Below are 21,532 nucleotides of genomic sequence, written 5' to 3' on the forward strand. Positions count from 1 at the left end.
GGCCTCGTCAGGGGATCCGCCCCTGACATTCCGGCTTCGGCCGAGCGGGAGCTGCGAGAGCAGACACCGGTACATGCTCGCAGCGGTTGTACCTCGACCTCATTTCTTGAGCCTCGACATCAGGTCACGCATGTCGCCGATCAAGGCCGACCTGTACTGCGACACATCGGGGATGTCCGGCCCCTCACCGACAACCTCATTGGCGTCGTCGGCACTCTGGTATTGCGTGGAGGCAGAGAGGTGCAGCGAGAGGATCGCTCCGCCCTCCATCACCCTCAGCTCTGAACTTCCGGCATCCGCAGTCACCAGGTACGCCTCGTCGCCGAGGTCCGGAATCGTCTCTACCAGTTCTTCAGGAACAACGCCCAGATCAGTCACTCGTCGCCGCGCTTCGAACTCCACGGCAGGGTCAGCCTTCTTGTGCAGTGCTACTTCGAGTCCGACGCTGTAGTGGATGGCCCACCCATCTCCCCCCTCCTTCCCGTTCGTCGGTGATCCAAGAGAAATGAGGCACTGGATCTGGTCGAGTGCAGGATGCTTCAACAGCCCTGAGTCGGCCATGGGGGTGGGCTCTCGCGGAGCGATCGCCCCGCCGATCGACCGCAGTTGCAGGGAGCGACAGAGGTCTCGGTCCAGCTCGTACCCGCGCATGTCCGGCTTCCGGTCGAACACCCCGAGCAGGGGCAACGCCGCCGCCCACAGAGCGGATGCCACGACCACCCCTCCCAGCCCCCACACCCACGGGGACCGCGGCCCACGTCTTCCCGCCGGCTCCTGGTCGAAGTCGCCGATCACCTCACGGGGCTCAGCCCCACTGAACTCCCCCGCCACCTCCGGCTCAGAAATCATCCCGTTCCCCCCTCGCCGCAGTGCTTTCCATGACCGTCAGTATCTACGGGGGCAACACAGGGCCGGAACCACCGTCAGGACGCGAAAGTGGCTCATCCCATTGCCTCGGAAGTGGCCCACCCCGATGGAGCCACTGGAGCATACGGTCGAGATCACGACGCACCGCGTGCCCTGCCGACCCGAGCGGGCACCGTGTACATGATCGCCCTGCTCGCTCTTCAGAGGACTTATGCAAGCCATCACCGTCCGCGACCGTGAAGCCGGTGCCCGTGGACTCGCCCTGACGGAACTGCCCCATCCCCACGCTGCCGGGAACGACGTCGTCGTGCGCGTGCACGCCGCCGGCTTCACCCGCGGGGAACTCGCCTGGCCCGGGACCTGGACCGACCGCGCCGGCCGCGACCGGACTCCGAGTGTGCCCGGTCACGAGCTCTCGGGAGTGGTCGCCGAGCTGGGGTTCGGCACCACGGGTCTCACTGTCGGCCAGCGCGTCTTCGGACTGGCCGACTGGACCCGTGACGGATCGCTGGCCGAGTACACCGCGGTAGAGGCTCGCAACCTGGCCCCGCTTCCCTCGGACATCGACCACACCGTGGCCGCCGCGCTGCCGGTGTCGGGGCTGACCGCATGGCAAGGCCTGTTCGACCACGGGCGACTGACGGCGGGGCAGACGGTCCTGATCCACGGCGCCGCCGGCAGCGTCGGGTCGATCGCGGTCCAACTCGCCCGCGAGGTGGGGGCGCGCGTCATCGCCACCGGCCGGTCCGCCGACCGGGGCATCGCTCTCGGTTTGGGCGCCGACGTCTTTGTGGACCTCGACGCGGACCGGCTGGAGGACGCCGGAAGCGTCGATGTTCTCTTCGACGTCATCGGCGGTGAGATCCTCGACCGCTCGGCCGCCCTCGTCCGGGCCGGTGGCACCCTCGTCACCGTTGCCGCCCCGCCCACCGTCAAGCCCGAGGACGGACGGGCCGTCTTCTTCGTCGTCGAACCCGACCGGGCTCGGCTCAGCGATCTCGCTCAGCGGCTGAGAGACGGGCGAATCAAGCCGATCGTCGGGGAGGTACGTTCGCTCGCGGAAACGCCTTCGGTTTTCGAGCCCGGCCGCGGCAGGTCCGGCAAGACCATCATCCGCATCGTGTCGGACAGCTCCACAGAGGCAGGCCCACAGTGACCCGTATGTCGCTCGACGCGCTCCCCATGCCCGACAGCGTGACCTCGGCCGCTGCCCTGGAGGTGGCGACCGCCTACCACTCCCCCGCACTGCTCAACCACTCACTGCGTGCGTACGTGTGGGCGGCCGCCCGCGGCGCGGCGGAGGGTATCGCCTTCGACCCGGAACTCCTCTACGTGGCGGCGCTCTTCCACGACATCGGACTGGTGCCGGCCTTCGACAGCCACACCGTCGCGTTCGAGGAGGCGGGCAGCCACGTAGCCCAGGTATTCGCGGCCGGCGCCGGATGGCCCGCACAGCGCCGCGAACACCTGTCGGACGTGATCGTCCGCCATATGTGGCCGCAGGTGGAGGTGTCCACGGACCCCGAGGGACACCTGCTGGCCCGCGCCACCGCCACCGAGGTCATCGGCAAGGAGGCGGACGACTACCCGGCCGCCTTCCGGGCCGAGGTGCTGGAACGCCACCCCAGACTGGACCTCTCGGAGCAGTTCCTGGCGTGCTTCCAGGCCCAGGCCGCACGCAAACCCGACAGCTCCGCAGCCGGAGCAGTGCGATCGGGACTCGCCGAGAGAATGGCCGCCAACCCACTCGATGCCCCCGTCTAGGGTCCATGGCAACAGTGCTGGTCACGGCCCCTCGTTGAGGGCTGTGACCGGCACCATCGCTTCATGACCGACGGCGAGTTCGTCGTCTCCGATGCCAACGGCGAGACCGCCGGCCGTCGAACTGCGCGACCGCGCGGGCCGCACTGCCCTCGCACGCTGAGATCTGCGTATTCTCCTGGAGACCTCTGGGCGCGGCGACAGGAAGGACACGGGGATGAGTGGAAGCGGGGGCGGGGCCGGGGCGCCGTGGAATCCCTACGGAGGAGGACGACCGCCGCAACCAGTGCCGCCCGTGCCTCCGCCGGGTCCGCGGCCGCCGTTGCCGGCGCGCCGGCTGACCTTCGGACGTCTCTTCAACCCGATCGCTGTGGGGCGTGCGGTGTTCACGCCGTCCCGGCCCGACCGTGTGCACGACCCGGCGGTGAAGAGGGTGCAGGTCCTGCGGACGATCATCGGTCTGGTCGCCATCACGTGGATGCTCCTGTCCTACGGGCTGGCGTCGGACGCCGACGCCGTGGTGGACGACCGCTTCGGCCAGATCCGTACGACCCTCATCGTGCTTGCGGTGACGTTCCCGGTCGCCGTCGCCGTCTTCATCGCTGCGGCCCGCCCACCCAACCGGGGCCTGTTCCTGCGCCGCGTCGCCAAACCCGCCGGGGCGCTGCTCGCGCTGTTCGTCACGCTCGCCGTACCGAGACTCATCACAGGGCTGGGCTACGTGGACGAGGAGACGAACTGGACGGCGTCGGCAGGGCGCGTGGTGCTGCTGTTCGCCCTGGGCGCCTTCATGCTGTGGCTCGCCCCCTTCGGTCTCTACGGCATCGCGCAGTCACTCGTGCACGTCTTTCGCACGGCAGACCTCCACGAGACGGTTCCGCCGCTTCTCGCGACGCTGCTCGTATGGGAGGTCTCCCTCTTCGACGCATTCCGTGGCGCGTACGACGGGGTGCCGTTCGGAGTGTGGTTGGCATTCACCCTGGGGGCCCCGCTGTCCGTCACCGCCGTGGCGATGTGGGAGCTGCGACGGCTGCGCACACGGCACGGCCTCACATTGCGTGGAGCGCTGCTTCGCTGAGCCGTCTCGGCGGAGCTCGGCAGCTGGACGTGCGGCTCCTGGCCGCCGCCCGTCCCGCTGCTGCTGTACCTGAACCTCCGCTCCGAGAGCGGGGGTTCAGTATCAGGGCAAGCCGGTTCGCCGTCGGTGACTACGGTGCCGGCCGACCCGGCACGGTCGCGTAGGTCCGAGCTCACCTGAAGCGAAGGCCGTGGGAGCGGCATCGGCGTCCGGGAACAGCAGGCGGTCGGACAAGCCCGGCAGCGACAGTGCGCTCGGGGCCACGCCGAAGAGACGCACGGACTGAGCCGGGCGGGCAACCCTTCGCGCTCGCGAAAGCCTGCCCCCGACCCCGCGCTTCTCACTCTCCGTCAGGACGAACTGCGGACGATGAGTTCGGTCGGGAGCATGACCTGCTCTCGGGGCGCGTCGGCGTCGGCGATCTCGGCGAGCAGGATGCGGGCGATGGTGGACCCGATCTCCTCGACCGGCTGACGCACACTGGTCAGCGGAGGATCGGTGTGGCGGGCGATGAAGGAGTCGTCGAAGCCGACCACGGCCACGTCGTCCGGGATGCGTCGCCCTTGGCTGTGCAGTTCCAGCATCGCCCCCGCAGCCATCACGTCCGAGGCGACGAAGACGGCATCGAGTTCGGGTGCCCGTTCAAGAAGCGAACGCATGGCCCGTCGTCCGCCCTCTTCCGTGAAGTCGGCTGCGGCGACCAGGCGTTCGTCCACGCCGCGGCCCACTTCCGCCAGCGCATCCCGCCAGCCCTGTAGCCGCGCGCGGCCGACATCCATGTCCAGCGGACCCGCGATGGTCGCGATCGCGGTCCGGCCGCGCGCCAGCAGATGCCGCACCGCCACCGCGGCGCCGCCGAGGTTGTCGGAGTAGGCATGGCTCAGGGACTCGGCAGCCGAGCGCCGGCCGGCGAGGACCGTGGGCAACCCGAGGCCTTCGAGCAGACTCGGCAGCGGGTCGTGCTCGTGCACCGACACCAGCAGCACACCGTCCACGCGCCGCTCCGCGACGGAGTCCGTGAGCTGGTCACGCTCGCCTTTGTCGCGTACGAGCACCAGTTGGAGCTGCGTTCGCGTGTCGGCGAGGCCGGTGCTCACACCTCGGATGACGGCGGCGAAGTACGGCTCCGAGCCGAGCCGGCTCTCCGACTCGGGAATCACCAGCGCGATCGAGTTGGTCCTGCTGGTCACCAGCCCACGTGCCACCGAGTTGGGTACGTAGCCGAGTTCGGCGATGGCTGCCAGAACGGCGGCCTTGGCCTCGTCGCTGACGAGGGTCGAGCCGTTGATGACCCGCGAGACGGTAGTACGCCCGACCCCGGCACGCGCGGCCACGGTCTTGATGGTCGGTCGCCGTCTTTCCCCCATGGCCCCTCCTCGTGGGTCGGCATCGGCACGCCGTTCACCAGCGCATTGTGCCAGAAGGATCAGCGGCCCCGACGCTTCCACGAACAGTGGACCGCGACACCTGCCGGCAACAGAGTCGATTCAAGTTCTTGACACAGCGACCGCAGGGCGGTCAGGCTTCGCGCAACCCGGTGGGAACGTTCCCACCGTCCATTGGGAACGTTCCCACTCGATGATCGAGCCGCACAGGCAGGACCGACGCGCTGGTGCTCCGACGTCGGTGCCGCCGCTGGGAGGGCGAAATGAGCAGGGCTCAGAAACTGCTGCGTACAAGAGGCATAGCCGCTGTCGCGGCCGTGGCCGCACTCGGACTGGTCGCTGCCTGCGGAGGCAGCGACACCGGCGGGACCGGCGGAGGCGTCAAGGACGGCAAGGTCACCATCACCATGGGCCTGTTCGGCGTCATGGGCTACAAGGAGACCGGGCTCCTCGACCGGTACATGAAGGAGCACCCGAACGTCACCATCAAGGCCGAGGTGGCCGGCGACGAGCAGACGTACTACACCGCGTTGCAGACCCATCTCGCGGCGGGCAGCAGCCTGAAGGACATCCAGGGCATAGAGATCGGCCGGGCCAAGGAGCTCGTCGACACCCAGGCCGCCAAGTTCGTCGACCTGGGGGACGTCGCCGGTGTCGACCACTTCCTGCCCTGGAAGCTGAGCCAGGTCACCACCAAGGACGACAAGGTCATCGGGCTCGGCACGGACATCGGCCCGATGGCGGTCTGCTACCGCAAGGATCTCTTCCAGCAGGCGGGCCTGCCCACCGATCGCGAGAAGGTCGCCGCGCTGTGGGAGGGCGACTGGTCGAAGTACGTGGCGGCCGGCAAGACCTTCAAGGCTGGATTCAAGGGCGGCAAGGTCGCCTTCATGGACAGCTCCAGCGGCCTGTTCAACGCCATGATCTACGGCAACTCCCAGCAGTTCTACGACAAGGACGGCAAGCTCGTCTACCAGGACAACCCCGTCGTCACCGATGCGTGGGCACTGGCCTCGCAGGCGGCCACCTCGGGACTCACCGCCAAACTCCGGCAGTTCCAGCCCGGTTGGGACCCGGCCCTGGCCAACAGCACCTTCGCCACCACCGTGTGCCCTGCCTGGATGCTCGGCCACATCAGTGAGAAGGCGGGTCCGAAGAACAAGGGCAAGTGGGACGTCGCGAAGGCCCCGAAGGGAGCCAACTGGGGCGGCTCGTTCCTCGGTGTCATGGACAAGAGCCCGGTGAAGGAGGAGGCGAAGAAGCTCGTCGCCTGGCTCACGGCACCGGAACAGCAGGCCCATGTCTTCGAGAAGATCGGCAACTTCCCCTCCTCGCAGCAGGCGCTCGCCGCACCACAGGTCGCGAACGCCACGTCCGCGTACTTCAGCGAGGCGCCGATCGGCAAGATCTTCGGTGCCGCCGCCGAGGAGATCCCCGACGAGCAGATCCTCGGCCGCAAGGACGGCACGATCAAGGACATCTTCTCGCAGGGCCTGACCCTGATCGAGGCACAGAACCAGAGCCCCGACACGGCGTGGAAGACCACCGACGAGCGCATCAAGAAGGCCGCCGGATGACCTGACCCCGCCCCGGCGACCACGCCCATGTGGTCGCCGGGCCCCGGTCCATCCCCGTCCCACGTAAGGATCCCCGGTGGCCACTTCCACCCCGACCGCGCCGGCCGACGAACCCGCTCACAGTCCTCAGAGTTCGAACGGCCTCTCCCCCGACCTCCGTACTCGCAACGACCGTGACCGGCCCCGCCGCAGCATGCTGCTCCACCGGCTCGACCTGCGTGGCGCGCCCTACGCCTTCATCGCACCCTTCTTCGCCGTGTTCGCGGCCTTCAGTTTCTACCCCCTCGTCTACACGGGCTGGATCTCCCTCCACCGGGTCGAACTGGCCACGCTGGACCTGATGGAGTGGGTGGCGTTCGACAACTACGTCGCGCTGTGGGAGGACGAGCGCTTCTGGAACGCGCTGTTCAACACCTTCACCATCGGCGTCATCTCCACCGTGCCCCAGCTCCTGATGGCCCTGGGGCTGGCCCATCTGCTCAACTACCGGCTGCGTGGCTCCACGTTCTTCCGTGTGGCGGCCCTGACGCCCTACGCCACCTCGGTGGGCGCCGCGGCGCTTGTCTTCACCATGCTCTTCGAACGCGACTTCGGCATGATCAACTGGCTGCTCAGCGTGGTGGGGATCGACAACATCGACTGGGAGAACAACAAGTGGGCCGCCCAGACGGCCATCTCCACCATCGTGATCTGGCGCTGGACGGGCTACAACGCACTCCTGTACCTCGCAGCGATGCAGGCCGTGCCGCGCGAGCGTTACGAGGCGGCGGCCATCGACGGAGCCTCCCGCTGGCAGCAGTTCCTCAAGGTGACCATTCCCGGGATCCGCTCCACCGTCATCTTCACCATCGTGCTCTCCACGATCGGCGCCACCCAGCTCTTCGGTGAGCCCCTCATCTTCGGTCAGGGCCCGAACGGCATCACCGGCGGAGCGGACAACCAGTACCAGACCCTCGGCCTGCTCCTCTACGAGGAGGGGTGGAAGAACTACCAGATGGGGCGTGCGGCGACCGTCGCCTGGGCGATGTTCCTGGTGCTGATCCTCGTCTTCGTCATCCAGCGCGTCGTCAAGCGCATCGCATCCCGCAGGCCCTGATCAGGAGCTCCCAGCCATGACCACCCAGAGCCTCCGGGCCCACCCGGACGTCCGCCCGCAATCCGTCCCCGCCGCTTCCCGGCCGCGACGGCGTCTGCTCTCACCGAAGGCGGGCCGGCAGCACCACGCGGGGCCTGTCACCTACATCCTGCTCGGCATTGCCGCCCTCGTGTCGCTCTTTCCCCTCTACTGGACGATGGTGGCGGCTTCGAGCGACAACACTCGGGTCACCCAGTCCCCGCCACCGTTCCTGCCAGGTCCGCACCTCCTGGAGAACCTCGGCAAGGCGTGGCAGGACGCCGCGCTCGGCAAAGCCATGCTGAACAGTTTCATCGTGGCGGGCGTCATCGCACTGTCGACGGTTCTGTTCGCGACACTGGCCGGCTTCGCCTTCGCCAAACTGCGTTTCAAGGGGCGCAACATCCTGCTCATGCTCGTCATCGGGACGATGATGGTGCCGCCCCAACTCGGTGTCGTTCCCCTGTTCATGATGATGACGGATCTCGGCTGGGGGCAGCGGCTGCCCGCGGTCATCTTCCCCACGCTCGTCAGTGCCGTCGGCGTTTTCTTCATGCGCCAGTACCTCGCCGAAGCGCTGCCGGACGAACTCGTCGAGGCGGGCCGGGTGGACGGCGCACACTCACTCCGCATCTTCTGGAGCATCGTCCTGCCCGTCGCCAGGCCGGCGATGGCGGTGCTCTTCATGATCACGTTCGTGCACGCGTGGAACGACTTCTTCTGGCCGTTCATCGTGCTCGACATGAGCAATCCGACGGTTCCCGTCGCGCTCACCCAGCTCAGCGCGGGTTACGTCCGCGACCAGTCACTCATCATGGCCGGCGCCCTGCTCGGCACGCTCCCACTGCTGGCGATGTTCATCGTCTTCGGCCGCCAGATCGTCGGCGGCATCATGCAGGGAGCGGTCAAGGGCTGAGTGCGCCCGCCCCTTTCACCGATCCCCCGCACCTGAACGACCGCTCTCCTGGAAGGACCCTTGTGGACACCGCTGCCCGACACCTCGCGCCCACGTCCCGAAGTGACGAGGACCGCATCTTCCCCCAGGGATTCACCTGGGGTACGGCGACCGCCGCGTACCAGATCGAAGGCGCCGCCGGCCTGGACGGCCGCACCCCCTCCATCTGGGACACCTACTCCCGTACCCCGGGCAGGGTCCGCAACGGCGACACCGGTGACATCGCCACCGACCACTACCACCGCTGGCGTGAGGACGTCGCGATCATGGCCGACCTCGGGGTGAACGCCTACCGGTTCTCGCTGGCCTGGCCCCGCATCCAGCCCACCGGACGGGGTCCGGCCGTCCAGAAGGGCCTGGACTTCTACCGGCGGCTCACGGACGAACTGCTGAAGCACGGCATCGAGCCCCTCGCCACCCTCTACCACTGGGACCTGCCCCAGGAACTCGAGGACGCCGGAGGCTGGCCGGAACGCGCCACCGCCGAGCGCTTCGGCGAGTACGCGGCTCTCGCCGCCGAGGCTCTGGGTGACAAGGTGCGCACCTGGACCACGCTCAACGAGCCCTGGTGCAGCGCCTTCCTCGGGTACGCCTCGGGGGTGCACGCGCCCGGCCGTACCGATCCCGTTGCCGCGTTGCGAGCGGCCCATCACCTCAACTTCGGCCACGGCAGAGCGGTTCAGGCGCTGCGCGCGAACCTCCCCGGAGATGCCCGCATCGCCGTCACCCTCAACCTCCACCATGTACGCCCTCTCACCGAGAGTGCCGAGGACGTCGATGCCGCCCGCCGCATCGACACACTGGCCAACGGCGTGTTCACCGGCCCCATGCTCGAAGGCAGCTACCCCACCGAGCTGTTCCGGGACACGGCCCGACTGACCGACTGGTCGTTCGTCCGCGAGGGCGACACGGCGGAGATCCACCAGCCGCTCGACTTCCTGGGCGTCAACTACTACACGCCCACGCTGGTTTCCGGCGGCGCCGCCGACGGGAGCCATCGCTCCGACGGGCACGGCAAGAGCGCGCACAGCCCCTGGCCCGGGGCCGATGATGTGTCCTTCCACCTCCCACCCGGTCCCACCACCGCCATGGGATGGGCGGTCGACCCGAGTGGCCTGACCGATCTGCTGCTTCGCGTCGGAGCGGAGTTCCCGCGGCTTCCCCTGGTGATCACCGAGAACGGCGCGGCCTTCGACGACTACGTCGACCCCGCCGGACAAGTCCTCGACCCTGACCGGATCGCATATCTGCACGGGCACTTGGCCGCCGTGCACAGCGCGATCGAGTCGGGTGTGGACGTCCGCGGCTACTTCCTGTGGTCCCTGCTCGACAACTTCGAATGGGGCTACGGCTACAGCAAGCGCTTCGGCGCGGTCTACGTCGACTACGCGACGGGCAGGCGCATTCCGAAGGCGAGCGCCCGGTGGTATGCCGATGTCGCGAGGACCGGGACGCTCCCGGGTATCACGACGGACGCGTGAGGCGCGGCCGGTCCGGTGGCCCTTCCGGCTCGCCGGGCCGGCCGACAGGTCATCGGACGGTCCGGTGATGACGGTCCGTCGACGTTCCTGTCGCGTCGCCTTGTTTCGTGGCGCCCATCACGGCCCCGCCCGACGGCGGTCGGGCGGGGTCGTGATGGCCGTCACGAGCCGAAGCAGCGGGCCCGCTCATCCGGACGGCGTGGCCGGGGACCACACACGCCGAACCACTGCTCGGCGCCGTACTCCTCGAACCGCTCCACCTCGGTGAACCCCAGTTTCGCCGCGAGGCGCATCGAACGGTCGTTGACGCTCTGGGTGCAGAGCACCACCGGTTCGCCGGGGAGTACGTCGGCACACCAGTCGAGCGCCGCTGCGCACGCCTCGGCGGCGTATCCGCATCCCCACGCTTCCGGCAGGAACATGTACCCGAGCTCGGCCTCCGCGGCATCCGGGCGGACGTGACCCGGCCGCTCTGCATCGCGTCGATCGAGCGTGACCATGCCGATCATGGCTCCGTCGAGATCGATCACGAAATGGCCGGAGCGCCGTCCGGGCACCTCGGGCACTGCGCGTTCCAGCTCATGGCGCGGTCGGGGTCCACCGATGTGGATGCCGACCTCTGGCGATGCGAACAAGTCGATGAACGCCGCACGATCGCGAGCCTCGGACTCGCGGAGCACGAGGCGTTCGGTCCTGATCGAGGCAGGCGGCCAGGCGACGGGTCCGAGTCCAGTCATGGCGGGCAACCTATCGCACGCCCAGAGGAGTGACCCGTGACGGACCGTCAGCATGAAGCCCGGCGTCTGGAACGGTACACGCCACGCGCCAGGGCAACTCCGCCCGATCAGCCGTACATTGCCACGCGGTGGAGGGCCGCAAGCGCCTCATCGATGGGATGGGGCTGCGGCTTGCCCGCGGAGTCGAGCCTGTTCCACCTCTGCAGGTTCACCGCGACGGACATCTGCCGCTTGCCGTCGGCACTGGCCATCGACAGCGCTCCAGCACCCCAGACCGTGCCGCCATGGCCCCAGAAGGTGCCCTGACCGGGAGCCTCCATCGGGTGCAGGCCGAGGCCGTAGTCGATCACCTCTCCCTCCTGGGACACGACCGGGACGGTGCGTTGCATCTGCTCCAGCGACGACCGGCTGACTATCTCGCCGGCGAGCAGCAAGCCGAAGAAGCGGTTGAGGTCCGCGACGGTCGATATCAGCGAGCCCGCCGGCCCCACCCAGGACATGTCGTAGACGCTGTAGTCGCGCGGCGGGTCGATCATGCCGAACCACGCCTCGTACATCAGCGAGTGCGGCCCGTTGACGTACGGATCGGCGGGAAGTCCGGTGTCATCGAGCCCGGCGCGCCCGATGACGTTCCGGGTGATGTACCGCTCGGCCGTGGTGCCGGTCACCTGTTCCAGGAGTTCGCCGAGCAGCAGGTAGTTGGTGTTGGAGTACACGCCCGGAGTGCCACCCGGAGCACCAACGGCAGGTGCGGATACCCCCATCTCGATCAGTTCCGTGGGGTGAAACCGCGTGAGCCGGTTGTCGTCCATGCTCTGCGGTCCGGTGTCCGCGAGGACGGGGAACGCCTTGAGGGAGGGATAGGCATACGGGAGGTACTCCGCGAGGCCGCTGGTGTGGTTGATCAACATCCGGACCGTGATCGCGTCACCGCGTTCTCCGGGAACCAGCTTCGGAAGGTACCGGCCGATCGGCGTATCGAGACCGACCCGACCGCTCTCGACCTGCTGCAGTACGGCAGCGGCGGTGAAGGTCTTGGTGATGCTGCCGACACGGTGTCGCATGTCGGCGGTGACGGGGCGACGGGTGTCGACATCGGCGACCCCCGCGGCGCCGCGCCAGGTCTTGTCGCCATCGCGTACCTCGGCGAACAAGCCGTGCATCCCGGCGCGGTGGACGTTTTCCACAGCGGCGTTCAGCTGTGCGGAATCCAGCGTGTTCCTCACGACATGAGTTCCTTTCGTATGCCCGGAGCGAGCTCCCCGACGACCGTCCGACCCGGTGCCGGAGCGCGATCGGCATGCCGGCCCGCCTGCTGCCGGGCCACTCGGCACGCCCATGCGCCCATTATGCACGCGGTGCGTGCAACACCAAGTGCATGGACTAGGCTGAACCCCTGCGAGAGGAGCGACATGGCAGGTCGAAGGCGCTGGTCGACCGAGGAGATCCTGGAAGCGGCAACGGAGTTGCTGCGCACGAGCGACGCCGAGTCGTTCAGCGTGCGCAAGCTCGGCGCCGTGCTCGGGACTGATTCCTCCAGCCTCTATCGACACTTCCGCAGCAAGACCGAACTGCTGCGCGCGGTGGCCGACCGGATCCTCCTGGCCGCCATGGACGGCTACCACCCCGAGGGCGACTGGAAGCAGCGCATCACGGCCCTGGCCCTGCGCGTGAGAGAGGCCTTCGGTCAACAGCCCCAGCTCGCCGCGGTCTGGGGTCGCTACGCGTCGAGCGGCACCGGTTCCCGACTGGTCATGGAAGAAGTGCTGCAGGCCCTGCGAGCATCCGGACTGCCCGACGAGGAAATTCCCGCCCGCTACCACCGGATCGCTGTCCTCATCGCCGCGCTGATCGCCTCCGAGGCCGGGGTCAGCACGATCACCCCGGAAGAGTACGAACAGGGCCAGGAGCTGTTCCGCGTCGCCGTACTCGGCGCCGACCCCGAACGCTTCCCCGCTCTCGCCCACTTCGCCCGCGACGTCCGCCCCCTCGGGGCAGACCGCCAGGCCGCCTTCGAAGAGATCCTCGCCGCTCAACTCGCCCACATCGAGGCGGCAATCCCCCCGAGCCGGCCGTCCGGCTCGGGGAGTGATTGACCGTCACCGCGCACTGAGGGACGTACGAGGCAAGAGCATGCTCCACCGGCATGCGGCGCCCCCGACCACGTAAACACGACAGCCGGCCGCTGGGGCTCGGCCGCGATCCGCGCAGCATCCTTGCCGCCGGCGCGGGCGCCCGCACACTCCTTGCGCCCGGGAGCGCCGCGACAGAGATTCGCTGTTCCGCAGACGAGACGGATCCCCGAGCCCGGGGGCGTCTCCTCGGCTACTTACTCCCCGCGCTGGTCAGAATCGCGCCCGCGACGACATCGAAGAGTCGATCGGCGCGCGGCTTGAGCGAGGGTTGATCGCCGAGCCACGCGAGCATGGCCACCAGCGCGAACAAGTCCGTGCCATCGATATCGTTCCGCGCCGAGCCCGCGGCCTGGGCGCGGGTGAGGAGCCGCGCACCGGCTGCGCGCAGGGTGACGCACGAAGCGTGGAGTGCGGATTCTGTGTCCTCGATGGCGGCTGCCATCAGCACGGTCACGCCCCGGTACTCGGTTGTCCACGCGACGCAGTCGCGCAGCCAGGAAACGAGAGCGTCCTCGGGCGAGCTCGACGTCTCGAGCGCACCTGCCTTCGCCGACAGTTCGTCGAAGCTCGTGCGGAGCAGGGCGTCGAGCAGCGCCTCGCGCGTCGGGAAGTGACGCAGGAGCGTCGCGAGCCCGACATCGGCCCTGCGCGCGATGTCGCGCATTGCCACGTCGACGCCCTGCTCGGTGATGGCGGTGCCCGCTACTGCGAGCAGGTGGTCGCGGTTCTTCCTCGCGTCGGCACGCATCTGCCCCCCTTGACTTCCGGATCAGTGGTCCATATATTCGGATCAGTGGTCCGGTAAAACGGACCATTGATTCACTTAGTTTACCCCGCGAGAGAAACAGGAGAGAGACCGGTGCCGAAGCGGACCATGGAAGCGATCCGGCTGCACGAGTTCGGCGGCCCTGAGGTGCTGCGTCTCGAGGAGGTGCCGGTTCCCGAGCCGGGGCCGGGTGAGGTGCTCGTGCGCGTGCACGCGGTGGGCATCAACCCTCCTGACTGGTACGCACGTGAGGGAATGCCCGACATCCCTCCCGAGCTCAGGCCCTCGTTCCAGCTCCCCCTGATTCCCGGGACCGACGTCTCAGGCGTCGTGGAATCCGTCGCCGCGGATGTCAGCGGTTTCGCGGTCGGGGATGAGGTAATCGGCCTGCTGCGCTTCCCCACCGTTCTCCAGAGCAGCGCGTACGCCGAGTACGTCACCGCGCCGGCGTCCGACCTCGCCCGCAAGCCGGCCGGAATCGACCACGTGCAGGCCGCCGGCCTGGTCATGTCCGGCTTGACGGCCTGGCAGTTCTTGATCGAACTCGGGCACGATCACCCCTCGCCGTTCCAGGAGGCCCAGCACCGCCCAGTGGCACTCGACAGCGAGAGCACGGTGCTGATCAACGGCGCAGCCGGAGGCGTGGGGCACCTTGCTCTCCAGCTGGCCAAGTGGAAGGGGGCCCGCGTCATCGCCGTGGCCTCCGGCGCCCACGAGACGTTCCTGCGCGAGCTCGGCGCCGACGAGTTCATCGACTACACCAAGGAGCGGCCCGAGGAGGTCGTCCGCGACATCGACCTGGTCCTGGACGCCGTCGGGGGTCCCCACAGCAGGCGCTTCCTGCGCACCCTCAAACGCGGCGGGTCCCTCTACCCGGTGTACTTCGGCCAGTTCGACGACGAGGAGAACGCGAAGCTGGGTGTCACGGTCACGGCCGTGACGGTCCGCTCGAGCGGCGCGCAACTCACCGAACTGGGGAGCCTGGCCGACGCGGGAAAGATCCGCGTCGCGATCGACAGCACCTTCCCGCTCGCGGAAGCCCGAGCGGCGCACGAGCGAGCCGCCCAGGGGCATATCCAGGGCAAGATCGTGCTCACGGTCGCTTAGGAAACGCGCCGTCTGAATCGGAGCACGGTAGAAGCCGACCGCCCCGCACGGGTTTCCCGTCGGGGTGAGAGAGCGACTCCCGCCTACGTCAGCTGGTGAGCGAGCAGCTCACGGTCCGCAAGCGTAGGCTGGAGATCACGTTCCGCGAGCATGGCGCCGAGGCTTGCACTCGCGTCCAGGTAGCCGGAGGAGCGGGCGCCGGCAGGCGTGATCAACTACCTGCGCATCCCCTGGTCTGACGATGTTCCGCCCGTTGCGGGCGTTCAGCGGCCATGCTCCCAGCCGGAAGGCGGCATAGGAGGTCGTTATGGGCACCGCAAAGCAGGACGGTGCAACGAAAGTCGAAGTAGAGCCGACCATGGCCATGAATATTGAGGCCGTCGTGATGCCGGTGGCTGACGTCGATCGTGCCCTGAGCTTCTACCAGGGCTTGGGGTGGAGGCTCGATGCGGACTTCGAGGCGGGCCCGGAATTCCGGATCGTACAGCTGACGCCTCCGGGGTCGGGATGCTCGATCCAGTTCGGCCGCGGAGTCACTTCTGCGGCAGCAGGCTCTTCCCAGGGCACATACCTCGTGGTGCAAGACCTCGACCAGGCCCGCGCCCGACTGATCAGCCAGGGCGCCAAGGTCAGCGAGGTCTTTCACCGCGTCTACGAGACCGGCACCCAAGAGCAGGTGAACGGCCCACACCCGCATGGCCTCAGCTACCAGTCGTACGCAACGTTCAGCGACCCGGACGGCAATGGGTGGCTGCTTCAAGAGGTCCGCGAGCGACAGCCCGGACGATGACGGCCGCAACCGAAAGAATCATGGCTCAGTCGCCGCGCCTACCGGTGAACCTGCCGTCCTTCACTGACTCGATCTGCCCTGCGGGGACCCCCACGAAAAGGGGACTCTTGAAGGGCAGCCTCGGGGTACAGGTCACCGACTCGAGATTGATTGCTCAGCAGGAGGCCAGCACATGATCAGAGTTCTACGGCCGCTCTTTCACGGCGCTGTTGCGGGACTCGCCGGTACGACCGCACTCAATATTGCGGGTTATGCCGACATCGCGCTTCGAGGTCGGCCCGTCAGTGAGACACCCGAGATCACCGTGCGCACCCTTGCCGAGAAGCTCCGTGTCCGAATCCCCGGGGACGATCAGGTCCGGGAGAACCGGATCGCGGGCCTCGCCCCGTTGACCGGATACACCGTGGGGCTGGGTATGGGGGTTGCCCTGTCAGTGGCACAGGCTGCTGGTTGGCCCCCGACACAGGCTTCTCGCTATGCCTTTGCGTCTCTCTTTGCCCTGACTGTCACCAATGCGCCGATCATGCTGCTGGGGATCTCGGATCCACGGACCTGGGCACCCTCGGACTGGGTCTCAGACATCATCCCGCACGTTCTCTTTGCGGTAGTCACCGTCCGCGTCCTGGAAAAGATGGAAGCAGCGAGCCTCAGGTAGTGCTCGGGCGCCTCGCCCAGCCATGCCGTGGCCGCCGGAGGGCCACATGCGTCTGGTCGAGCAGGCACCTAGGCTAAAAGGATGCATGTGCGACAAACCTGATCGAGTGGAGGCGCGTGCGTGATGGCGAAGATCTTGTTCATAGTGAGTGGAGCGACGTACTGGGTGCTCAAGGACGGCACGCGGTACGCAACCGGTTACTGGGCCGAGGAGTTCGCCAACCCTTACAAGGCCGTCACGGATGCCGGCCACGAGGTCGTGGTTGCGACACCGGGCGGAACGACGCCGAACGTCGACATGATGAGCCTGCGCCCGTCGATGGCAGGCGGTGAGCAGGGAGCCCTGGACCTGGAGGCCATCATTCGCGACGCCGAGGTGATGCGTCGGCCGATCAAGCTGTCGGACGTACGCCTCGAGGACTACGACGCGGTCTATCTGCCGGGCGGTCATGGCCCGATGTCGGACCTCGCCTTCGACGCGGACGCCGGACGGCTGCTGACAGCGCAGCTCGCCTCGGGCAATCCGCTCTTCATCGTGTGCCACGCTCCCGCCGCACTGCTGTCCACCAGGATCCACGGTGTGTCGCCCTTCAAGGGCTACAAGGTCACGGGCTTCACCAATGAAGAGGAAGAGGCCGTCGGACTGGCTTCCAGGGCGCCTTGGCTGCTGGAGACGGAGCTGAAGGAAAAGGTCGGCGTCGAGTACAGCCGTGGACCGATCTGGGAGCCGTACATGGTGGAGGACCGCAACCTGGTCACCGGGCAGAACCCCCACTCCGCAGGAGTTCTGGCGGAGCGAATGCTGAAGATCCTCGCCTGAAGACACCGGCTGGATCTGCACGTCGAGCACCTCCCCGACGGGCGATCGGCCCCATGACGCGTGGCGCCCCCGCCGCTTGTAGCAAACTCCAGGGCTTGCCCCGCAGTTGGCAGCGGATGCGAGGCAGCCGCGACAGTCGCACGCCCGGGTGACACCACCGCGCGGCGGCGGCCTTGTGTGCGGGCCCGCCTAGAACGTGTAGCGGGTGTGGCTGAACACCTGACCGTCGTGCCCGAAGCTGTACGCCGTGCCGGGCGTCACCGCAAACAGCAGGTCGTGGCCCGTGCGGATGCTGTCGCCGAAGCCGTAGAAGATCCCCTCCGGCGAGGTGATGCGGTCCCCGTACTGCGCCTCGAACGCGGCGATGACCTCGTCTCGCCGCGCCGGCTCCGTCACCCGCTCCGCCGGGCCCTCGATCACGACGTCGAGGCCTTCGGAGAATGAGTTGTGCCCTGTGGTGAGTGCGCAGTGGTCATTGCCGGCCAGGTTCTTCGCCTTCTGCTCGCCCGGCCCGACGCTGAAATACAGCGCACCGTCGTGCCAGGCGGCGATCAGCGGCGTGACGTGCAACCGGCCGTCCGGCCGGACCGTGGTGATCCAGAAGACTTCGGCATCCTGCAGCCGGCGCTGGGCCTCGCCCCAATCGGTCGCCGTGACGTTCTCCGTACCGGGGCGCGGGTTGAGCGCGGAGCTGTAGCGGGCGTCGAGCTCGGTCTTCGGCTGCTTCTGCGTCATGCGGAACTCCTTCCCTCGTCCTGCTTACGAAGGTACGCAGCCCTGCCGCGCGGCGCTCGGCCCGGCTTCCGGCAGAGATCACTGGGCGCGAGGACCCTGTTGAGCGGCGCCGCTGTCCGGGCCGGTCCGACCAGGTCCGGCAAGGGGCCAAACGGACCACGCCGGCGCATCCCAGCGCTCCGCAGCACGCAGGGCGTGGCATCGTGGAAAGCCAAGATCTGACAGGTTGGCCGGGCGTGCGGGCAGGTGGATCGTGAACGGACCCGTCATCGACTTCCAGGCCGTTTTCCAGGCCCTGCCGGGCGCGGTCGCACTGCTGACGCCGGAGCTGGTGTACGCAGACGTCAACGAGGCGTACCTCTCCATGTCCGGCCGCACCCGTGACCAGCTCATCGGCCGCTACGTATTCGATGTCTTCCCCGACAACCCCGGCGACCCCGGCGCAACAGGTGTGCGCAACCTGCATGCCTCGCTGCGAAGCGTAGCTGCCACCGGGGAGCGCGACACCATGGCCCTGCAGCGCTACGACGTGGCGGACTCCGAACAGCCCGGCGTGTGGCAGGAGCGGTACTGGAGTCCCGTCAACGTCCCCGTCCTCGCGCCGGACGGCACCGTGACACTGATCGTGCACCGCGTCGAGGAGGTCACCGAACTCATCAAAGCCCGTGGCAACCGCGAGGGCGGGGGCCACACCCAAGTCCTCGAGGCCGAGCTCTACACCCGCGCCCGGGAGCTGCAGGAACTCAACAAACGCCTGCGCCAGGCCCACGCCCGCGAACGCGAGGTCGCCCTCCACCTCCAGCAGGCGATGCTGCCCGCGCCGCGCCCCCTCGGCCACCACCGAGCGGCCGTGCGCTACCAGCCGGCCACAGGGGCCCTCAATGTGTGCGGCGACTGGTACGACCTCGTCGACCTGCCCGAGAGAAGCCGCACGGCCGTCGCCGTCGGAGACGTCGTCGGCCACGGCCTTCGAGCCGCCGGAGTCATGGGCCAGCTACGCAGCGCCCTGTCCGCCGCTTCCCGCGTCGCCGGTGGACCGGCCGAAGCCCTGGAGGTCCTCGGCCTGTACGCCCGGTACGTCGACGGCGCGGAATCCACGACCGCCGCGTCCGTCTACATCGACTGGACCCGCCGCACCCTCACGTACAGCAGCGCCGGCCATCCCCCACCAGCAGTATGCGACCCCCAGGGCACCGTCACCTTCCTCGACCAAGCCACCGACCCCCCTCTCGGTGCCCGCCCCGAGCACGTCCCCAGACCCCAGGCCCAGACCACGTTCGCCGACGGCTCCGTCCTCGTCCTCTACACCGACGGCCTCATCGAACGCCGCCGAGAAGACATCGGCACCGGCCTCCAGCGCCTTGCCGACTCCCTCGCCCGTCACCGCATCGCCGACCCCGAGAGGCTCAGCGACGCCCTCTTGACCGACCTGATCCCTCCGGCCGGCCTCACCGACGACACCGCCTTGATCGTCGTCCGCCTGTGACCGGGATCCAGCGGACCCTCGGATGCTCGGCCGGCTCGCCTCTGCAGTTGTACGCGCGGCCGCGGCCAGGACCGGCATTGAGCGTGGTCGAGCACATGATCACGCCGCCCAGGCATCGTTCAGTTCCGTGAGGTGCCGTGTGATCGTGCGCCTCTCCTGAAAAGACGTTCCGAGCAAGGAGACGTGTTTCCAGCCGAGGGTGGCGTCGGGCTCGATGAGGAAGACAGACCGTCGAAGTCCGATCCACGGGGCAGCGATGCCGAACGTCCGGGCCACAGTGCGGTCGCTGTCGGACAGCAGTGGCATCCTCAGGCCGTGTTTCCTGGCGAACTCCTCGTGGCTGTCGACGCTCTGTGGACTGAGCGCCCACACCTGCGCCCCGCAGTCGATGAATTCCTCGAGTCCGCTGGAGTAGGAACACAGCTGCCTCGCGGACACACCGCTGTCGTCCGCGGGGTAGAAGGCCAGGACGAGCGGCTGCTCTCGCTGACACGACAGGGAAAAGTCCTGCCGCAGGAATGCGTCTCCTACGAGGACGCCGCCCGGCAGGGTGAAGGTCTCGACAGGATCGCCTATTGCGGGAGACACGATGGTCCACTCCCTCGCATATCGGTAGCCATTGCTGCAACCACCCCTCGGGGTTCTGTTCGTGGGGGGCTTGGGATGACGCAGGATCCGCGCGACCGGACAGCAGGGCGTGCAAGGTGGCGGGTCCACCTCGGTCGATGGTCGTCCTGGTCGTCCTCACAGGGACCATTCGGAGCCGGACGGCGAGCGGATGGGTGCGTCGCTCGGCCGACTGGAGATCATCAGCGGTGGGCCCGCCGATGCGGCGCGGTAGCCGCAGGCCGCCCAGGGAGGTGCCGGCAAGCCGTACGGCTTGCGGCTACGCCGACGGGGTGATGTTCGGTCGGATGGCAATCCTTGAACGCCGCTGCTCCGAACCTTGTGTGGTGGCGGGATGTGCGAGCGGCACGTCCTGCGGCCGGGCCGTGACGGTGGAGGCAGCCCCCCGCCACGGTGCCGGGTATCTCAACGGGAAAGGTGCCCGGGCAAGGGACCGCAGGAAGCAGCCGGCTCCCAGGGCGCTTTCTGCGGTCCCCACTCCCCATCAGCGGCCTGCTGATGATCAGCAGAACACCGGTTCGGACACCCTGTTGCCTGGTTGAACAGGGTGTCCGAACCGGTGTCGTACAGCGTTCAGCGCGTACCTGGTACACAGTCCCGCACGGCTGAGGCACGGCTCACGCCACGAAGCTGCGGTTCTCCTGGGGGAAGTCTGAGTCGAGGACTGAGCCCGGGTCTACTCGCGGGTTGGATACCGTCGGGCCGTGATGCCCGAGTGAGCGTTTGCCGGCCGGCCACCGGTCAGAGATTCCCCTCATCGCGTCGGCCGCAGCGAGAAGGCACGGTGACCGCATCCCACCGGGGCGGAAGACGACGTTCGGGATTCCTCCACATAGGTTATTCGGAGCCGACGGCCCGCTGGATCGCCCTCGCGTGCCACGACTTCCCTGCCCCACCCGTCCGACGTCGATGTGCCGACGGCGTCTGCCCCCTCAGGTGCGAAGGCTTCGACGTCGCCGGATCGATCAAACCGCAGCCCCGACCGGCGTGGTGGAGACCTCGGGGTGCTGGGCTACCCATCCCGATCGGCAATCCCCAGGGTTCACGCACCAGGGGCGCGAAAGGCGACCTGCCGCCGGGCGGCCTCATCGATCTCGTCGAGGGTGAGCAGAGGGATGGCCCGGGTATGGAGGGCTCCGCTGGCCTTGACGGTGAGGCTGACTGCGGCCATGGAGACCGGGTCCGGGAAGTCGACGATGAGCACGATGTCGTCGTCCCCGAAGGCGAAGTACATGGCTTCGACCTGCCCGCCGAGTTCGGTGACGACCTGGTCGACGGCGGCGCGCCGGCCGCTCGCGCCCTCATCGAGCACCCCCTGGGCGCCTTCGGGCGTGTACGTGGCCTGGATGAGAAACTTCGGCATGGGGATGCTTCCTGCCCGTCGCTTGTGAGGTGTGCAATGGCCTTCCCGCCATGACGTCTGCCGCTATCGCAGTACGGGTGGATTCACTCGTTGG

General features: G+C 68.0%; 20 protein-coding genes and 1 pseudogene. 13 read left to right on the forward strand and 8 right to left on the reverse strand.

The window, feature by feature from the left end; all coding sequences use genetic code 11:
• Positions 1–99: 99 nt before the first annotated feature.
• Positions 100–849 carry a hypothetical protein gene (locus tag ACQPWZ_RS00995; protein ID WP_433570293.1) on the reverse strand — a complete coding sequence of 250 codons (750 nt, stop codon included), beginning with the start codon at positions 847–849 and terminating at the stop codon, positions 100–102.
• Between the two features lie 229 nt (positions 850–1,078).
• On the opposite strand from ACQPWZ_RS00995, the gene ACQPWZ_RS01000 reads away from it, so the two are divergent.
• From ACQPWZ_RS01000 to ACQPWZ_RS01010, 3 genes are all read left to right on the forward strand, one after another.
• Positions 1,079–2,023 (forward strand): NADP-dependent oxidoreductase, encoded by a 945-nt coding sequence (locus ACQPWZ_RS01000; protein ID WP_433570294.1) that lies wholly within the window; start codon positions 1,079–1,081, stop codon positions 2,021–2,023.
• A gap of 5 nt (positions 2,024–2,028) precedes the next feature.
• Entirely contained in the window at positions 2,029–2,631 is a 603-nt protein-coding gene (locus ACQPWZ_RS01005; RefSeq protein WP_433570295.1) for an HD domain-containing protein, read from the forward strand.
• A 379-nt stretch (positions 2,632–3,010) separates the two neighbouring features.
• Positions 3,011–3,706 (forward strand): hypothetical protein, encoded by a 696-nt coding sequence (locus ACQPWZ_RS01010; RefSeq protein ID WP_340471177.1) that lies wholly within the window; start codon positions 3,011–3,013, stop codon positions 3,704–3,706.
• Between the two features lie 350 nt (positions 3,707–4,056).
• Here ACQPWZ_RS01010 and ACQPWZ_RS01015 read toward each other — a convergent pair whose 3' ends face one another.
• The gene (locus tag ACQPWZ_RS01015; protein WP_405567175.1) at positions 4,057–5,073 is read right to left on the reverse strand and encodes a LacI family DNA-binding transcriptional regulator; all 1,017 of its coding nucleotides are present in this window, start codon (positions 5,071–5,073) and stop codon (positions 4,057–4,059) included.
• Positions 5,074–5,354: 281 nt separating this feature from the next.
• Here ACQPWZ_RS01015 and ACQPWZ_RS01020 point away from each other — a divergent pair, with 281 nt between their 5' ends.
• From ACQPWZ_RS01020 to ACQPWZ_RS01035, 4 genes are all read left to right on the forward strand, one after another.
• Complete coding sequence (locus tag ACQPWZ_RS01020) at positions 5,355–6,668, forward strand: ABC transporter substrate-binding protein (RefSeq protein WP_433570296.1); 1,314 nt, start codon at positions 5,355–5,357, stop codon at positions 6,666–6,668.
• Positions 6,669–6,744: 76 nt separating this feature from the next.
• Positions 6,745–7,764 carry a carbohydrate ABC transporter permease gene (locus ACQPWZ_RS01025; RefSeq protein WP_433570297.1) on the forward strand — a complete coding sequence of 340 codons (1,020 nt, stop codon included), beginning with the start codon at positions 6,745–6,747 and terminating at the stop codon, positions 7,762–7,764.
• Between the two features lie 16 nt (positions 7,765–7,780).
• Positions 7,781–8,698, forward strand: coding sequence for a carbohydrate ABC transporter permease (locus tag ACQPWZ_RS01030; protein ID WP_340471181.1), 918 nt, complete (start codon positions 7,781–7,783; stop codon positions 8,696–8,698).
• A 62-nt stretch (positions 8,699–8,760) separates the two neighbouring features.
• A complete protein-coding gene (locus tag ACQPWZ_RS01035) occupies positions 8,761–10,218 on the forward strand; it encodes a GH1 family beta-glucosidase (protein WP_433570298.1) in 1,458 nt (485 codons plus the stop codon).
• A 186-nt stretch (positions 10,219–10,404) separates the two neighbouring features.
• Here the strand turns inward: ACQPWZ_RS01035 and ACQPWZ_RS01040 are convergent.
• Both ACQPWZ_RS01040 and ACQPWZ_RS01045 read right to left on the reverse strand, forming a co-directional pair.
• Positions 10,405–10,955, reverse strand: a pseudogene (locus tag ACQPWZ_RS01040) (GNAT family N-acetyltransferase).
• 107 nt (positions 10,956–11,062) lie between these two features.
• Entirely contained in the window at positions 11,063–12,181 is a 1,119-nt protein-coding gene (locus tag ACQPWZ_RS01045; protein WP_433570299.1) for a serine hydrolase domain-containing protein, read from the reverse strand.
• A gap of 186 nt (positions 12,182–12,367) precedes the next feature.
• On the opposite strand from ACQPWZ_RS01045, the gene ACQPWZ_RS01050 reads away from it, so the two are divergent.
• Positions 12,368–13,051 (forward strand): TetR/AcrR family transcriptional regulator, encoded by a 684-nt coding sequence (locus ACQPWZ_RS01050; RefSeq protein ID WP_433570300.1) that lies wholly within the window; start codon positions 12,368–12,370, stop codon positions 13,049–13,051.
• Between the two features lie 229 nt (positions 13,052–13,280).
• Here the strand turns inward: ACQPWZ_RS01050 and ACQPWZ_RS01055 are convergent, their stop codons facing one another.
• The gene (locus ACQPWZ_RS01055; protein WP_433570301.1) at positions 13,281–13,838 is read right to left on the reverse strand and encodes a TetR/AcrR family transcriptional regulator; all 558 of its coding nucleotides are present in this window, start codon (positions 13,836–13,838) and stop codon (positions 13,281–13,283) included.
• A gap of 126 nt (positions 13,839–13,964) precedes the next feature.
• On the opposite strand from ACQPWZ_RS01055, the gene ACQPWZ_RS01060 reads away from it, so the two are divergent.
• The 4 genes from ACQPWZ_RS01060 to ACQPWZ_RS01075 all read left to right on the forward strand — a co-directional run bounded on the left by ACQPWZ_RS01060 (position 13,965) and on the right by ACQPWZ_RS01075 (position 17,227).
• The gene (locus ACQPWZ_RS01060; protein ID WP_433573748.1) at positions 13,965–14,963 is read left to right on the forward strand and encodes an NADP-dependent oxidoreductase; all 999 of its coding nucleotides are present in this window, start codon (positions 13,965–13,967) and stop codon (positions 14,961–14,963) included.
• Between the two features lie 307 nt (positions 14,964–15,270).
• A complete protein-coding gene (locus tag ACQPWZ_RS01065) occupies positions 15,271–15,753 on the forward strand; it encodes a VOC family protein (RefSeq protein ID WP_433570302.1) in 483 nt (160 codons plus the stop codon).
• A gap of 172 nt (positions 15,754–15,925) precedes the next feature.
• Positions 15,926–16,408, forward strand: coding sequence for a hypothetical protein (locus ACQPWZ_RS01070; RefSeq protein WP_433570303.1), 483 nt, complete (start codon positions 15,926–15,928; stop codon positions 16,406–16,408).
• 123 nt (positions 16,409–16,531) lie between these two features.
• Positions 16,532–17,227 carry a type 1 glutamine amidotransferase domain-containing protein gene (locus ACQPWZ_RS01075; RefSeq protein WP_433570304.1) on the forward strand — a complete coding sequence of 232 codons (696 nt, stop codon included), beginning with the start codon at positions 16,532–16,534 and terminating at the stop codon, positions 17,225–17,227.
• A 189-nt stretch (positions 17,228–17,416) separates the two neighbouring features.
• On the opposite strand, the gene ACQPWZ_RS01080 is transcribed toward ACQPWZ_RS01075, so the two are convergent.
• Positions 17,417–17,962 carry a pyridoxamine 5'-phosphate oxidase family protein gene (locus ACQPWZ_RS01080; RefSeq protein WP_433570305.1) on the reverse strand — a complete coding sequence of 182 codons (546 nt, stop codon included), beginning with the start codon at positions 17,960–17,962 and terminating at the stop codon, positions 17,417–17,419.
• Between the two features lie 253 nt (positions 17,963–18,215).
• Here ACQPWZ_RS01080 and ACQPWZ_RS01085 point away from each other — a divergent pair, with 253 nt between their 5' ends.
• Positions 18,216–19,448 (forward strand): PP2C family protein-serine/threonine phosphatase, encoded by a 1,233-nt coding sequence (locus ACQPWZ_RS01085; RefSeq protein WP_433570306.1) that lies wholly within the window; start codon positions 18,216–18,218, stop codon positions 19,446–19,448.
• A 99-nt stretch (positions 19,449–19,547) separates the two neighbouring features.
• Here the strand turns inward: ACQPWZ_RS01085 and ACQPWZ_RS01090 are convergent, their stop codons facing one another.
• Positions 19,548–20,036 (reverse strand): peroxiredoxin family protein, encoded by a 489-nt coding sequence (locus ACQPWZ_RS01090; RefSeq protein WP_433570307.1) that lies wholly within the window; start codon positions 20,034–20,036, stop codon positions 19,548–19,550.
• 1,081 nt (positions 20,037–21,117) lie between these two features.
• On the reverse strand, positions 21,118–21,438 hold the full coding sequence (locus tag ACQPWZ_RS01095; RefSeq protein WP_383239806.1) for a GYD domain-containing protein: 321 nt from the start codon (positions 21,436–21,438) through the stop codon (positions 21,118–21,120).
• Positions 21,439–21,532 lie beyond the last annotated feature (94 nt).

Source organism: Streptomyces sp. CA-251247 (assembly GCF_050952975.1).
In the GTDB taxonomy this organism is placed as follows: domain Bacteria; phylum Actinomycetota; class Actinomycetes; order Streptomycetales; family Streptomycetaceae; genus Streptomyces; species Streptomyces achmelvichensis.

Coding starts and splice junctions, on each gene's coding strand:
- ACQPWZ_RS00995 (WP_433570293.1), bottom strand. CDS start 849: ATGATTTCTGAGCCGGAGGTGGCGGGGGAGTTCAGTGGGGCTGAGCCC.
- ACQPWZ_RS01000 (WP_433570294.1), top strand. CDS start 1,079: ATGCAAGCCATCACCGTCCGCGACCGTGAAGCCGGTGCCCGTGGACTC.
- ACQPWZ_RS01005 (WP_433570295.1), top strand. CDS start 2,029: ATGTCGCTCGACGCGCTCCCCATGCCCGACAGCGTGACCTCGGCCGCT.
- ACQPWZ_RS01015 (WP_405567175.1), bottom strand. CDS start 5,073: ATGGGGGAAAGACGGCGACCGACCATCAAGACCGTGGCCGCGCGTGCC.
- ACQPWZ_RS01020 (WP_433570296.1), top strand. CDS start 5,355: ATGAGCAGGGCTCAGAAACTGCTGCGTACAAGAGGCATAGCCGCTGTC.
- ACQPWZ_RS01030 (WP_340471181.1), top strand. CDS start 7,781: ATGACCACCCAGAGCCTCCGGGCCCACCCGGACGTCCGCCCGCAATCC.
- ACQPWZ_RS01050 (WP_433570300.1), top strand. CDS start 12,368: ATGGCAGGTCGAAGGCGCTGGTCGACCGAGGAGATCCTGGAAGCGGCA.
- ACQPWZ_RS01055 (WP_433570301.1), bottom strand. CDS start 13,838: ATGCGTGCCGACGCGAGGAAGAACCGCGACCACCTGCTCGCAGTAGCG.
- ACQPWZ_RS01060 (WP_433573748.1), top strand. CDS start 13,965: ATGGAAGCGATCCGGCTGCACGAGTTCGGCGGCCCTGAGGTGCTGCGT.
- ACQPWZ_RS01065 (WP_433570302.1), top strand. CDS start 15,271: ATGGGCACCGCAAAGCAGGACGGTGCAACGAAAGTCGAAGTAGAGCCG.
- ACQPWZ_RS01070 (WP_433570303.1), top strand. CDS start 15,926: ATGATCAGAGTTCTACGGCCGCTCTTTCACGGCGCTGTTGCGGGACTC.
- ACQPWZ_RS01075 (WP_433570304.1), top strand. CDS start 16,532: ATGGCGAAGATCTTGTTCATAGTGAGTGGAGCGACGTACTGGGTGCTC.
- ACQPWZ_RS01080 (WP_433570305.1), bottom strand. CDS start 17,962: ATGACGCAGAAGCAGCCGAAGACCGAGCTCGACGCCCGCTACAGCTCC.
- ACQPWZ_RS01095 (WP_383239806.1), bottom strand. CDS start 21,438: ATGCCGAAGTTTCTCATCCAGGCCACGTACACGCCCGAAGGCGCCCAG.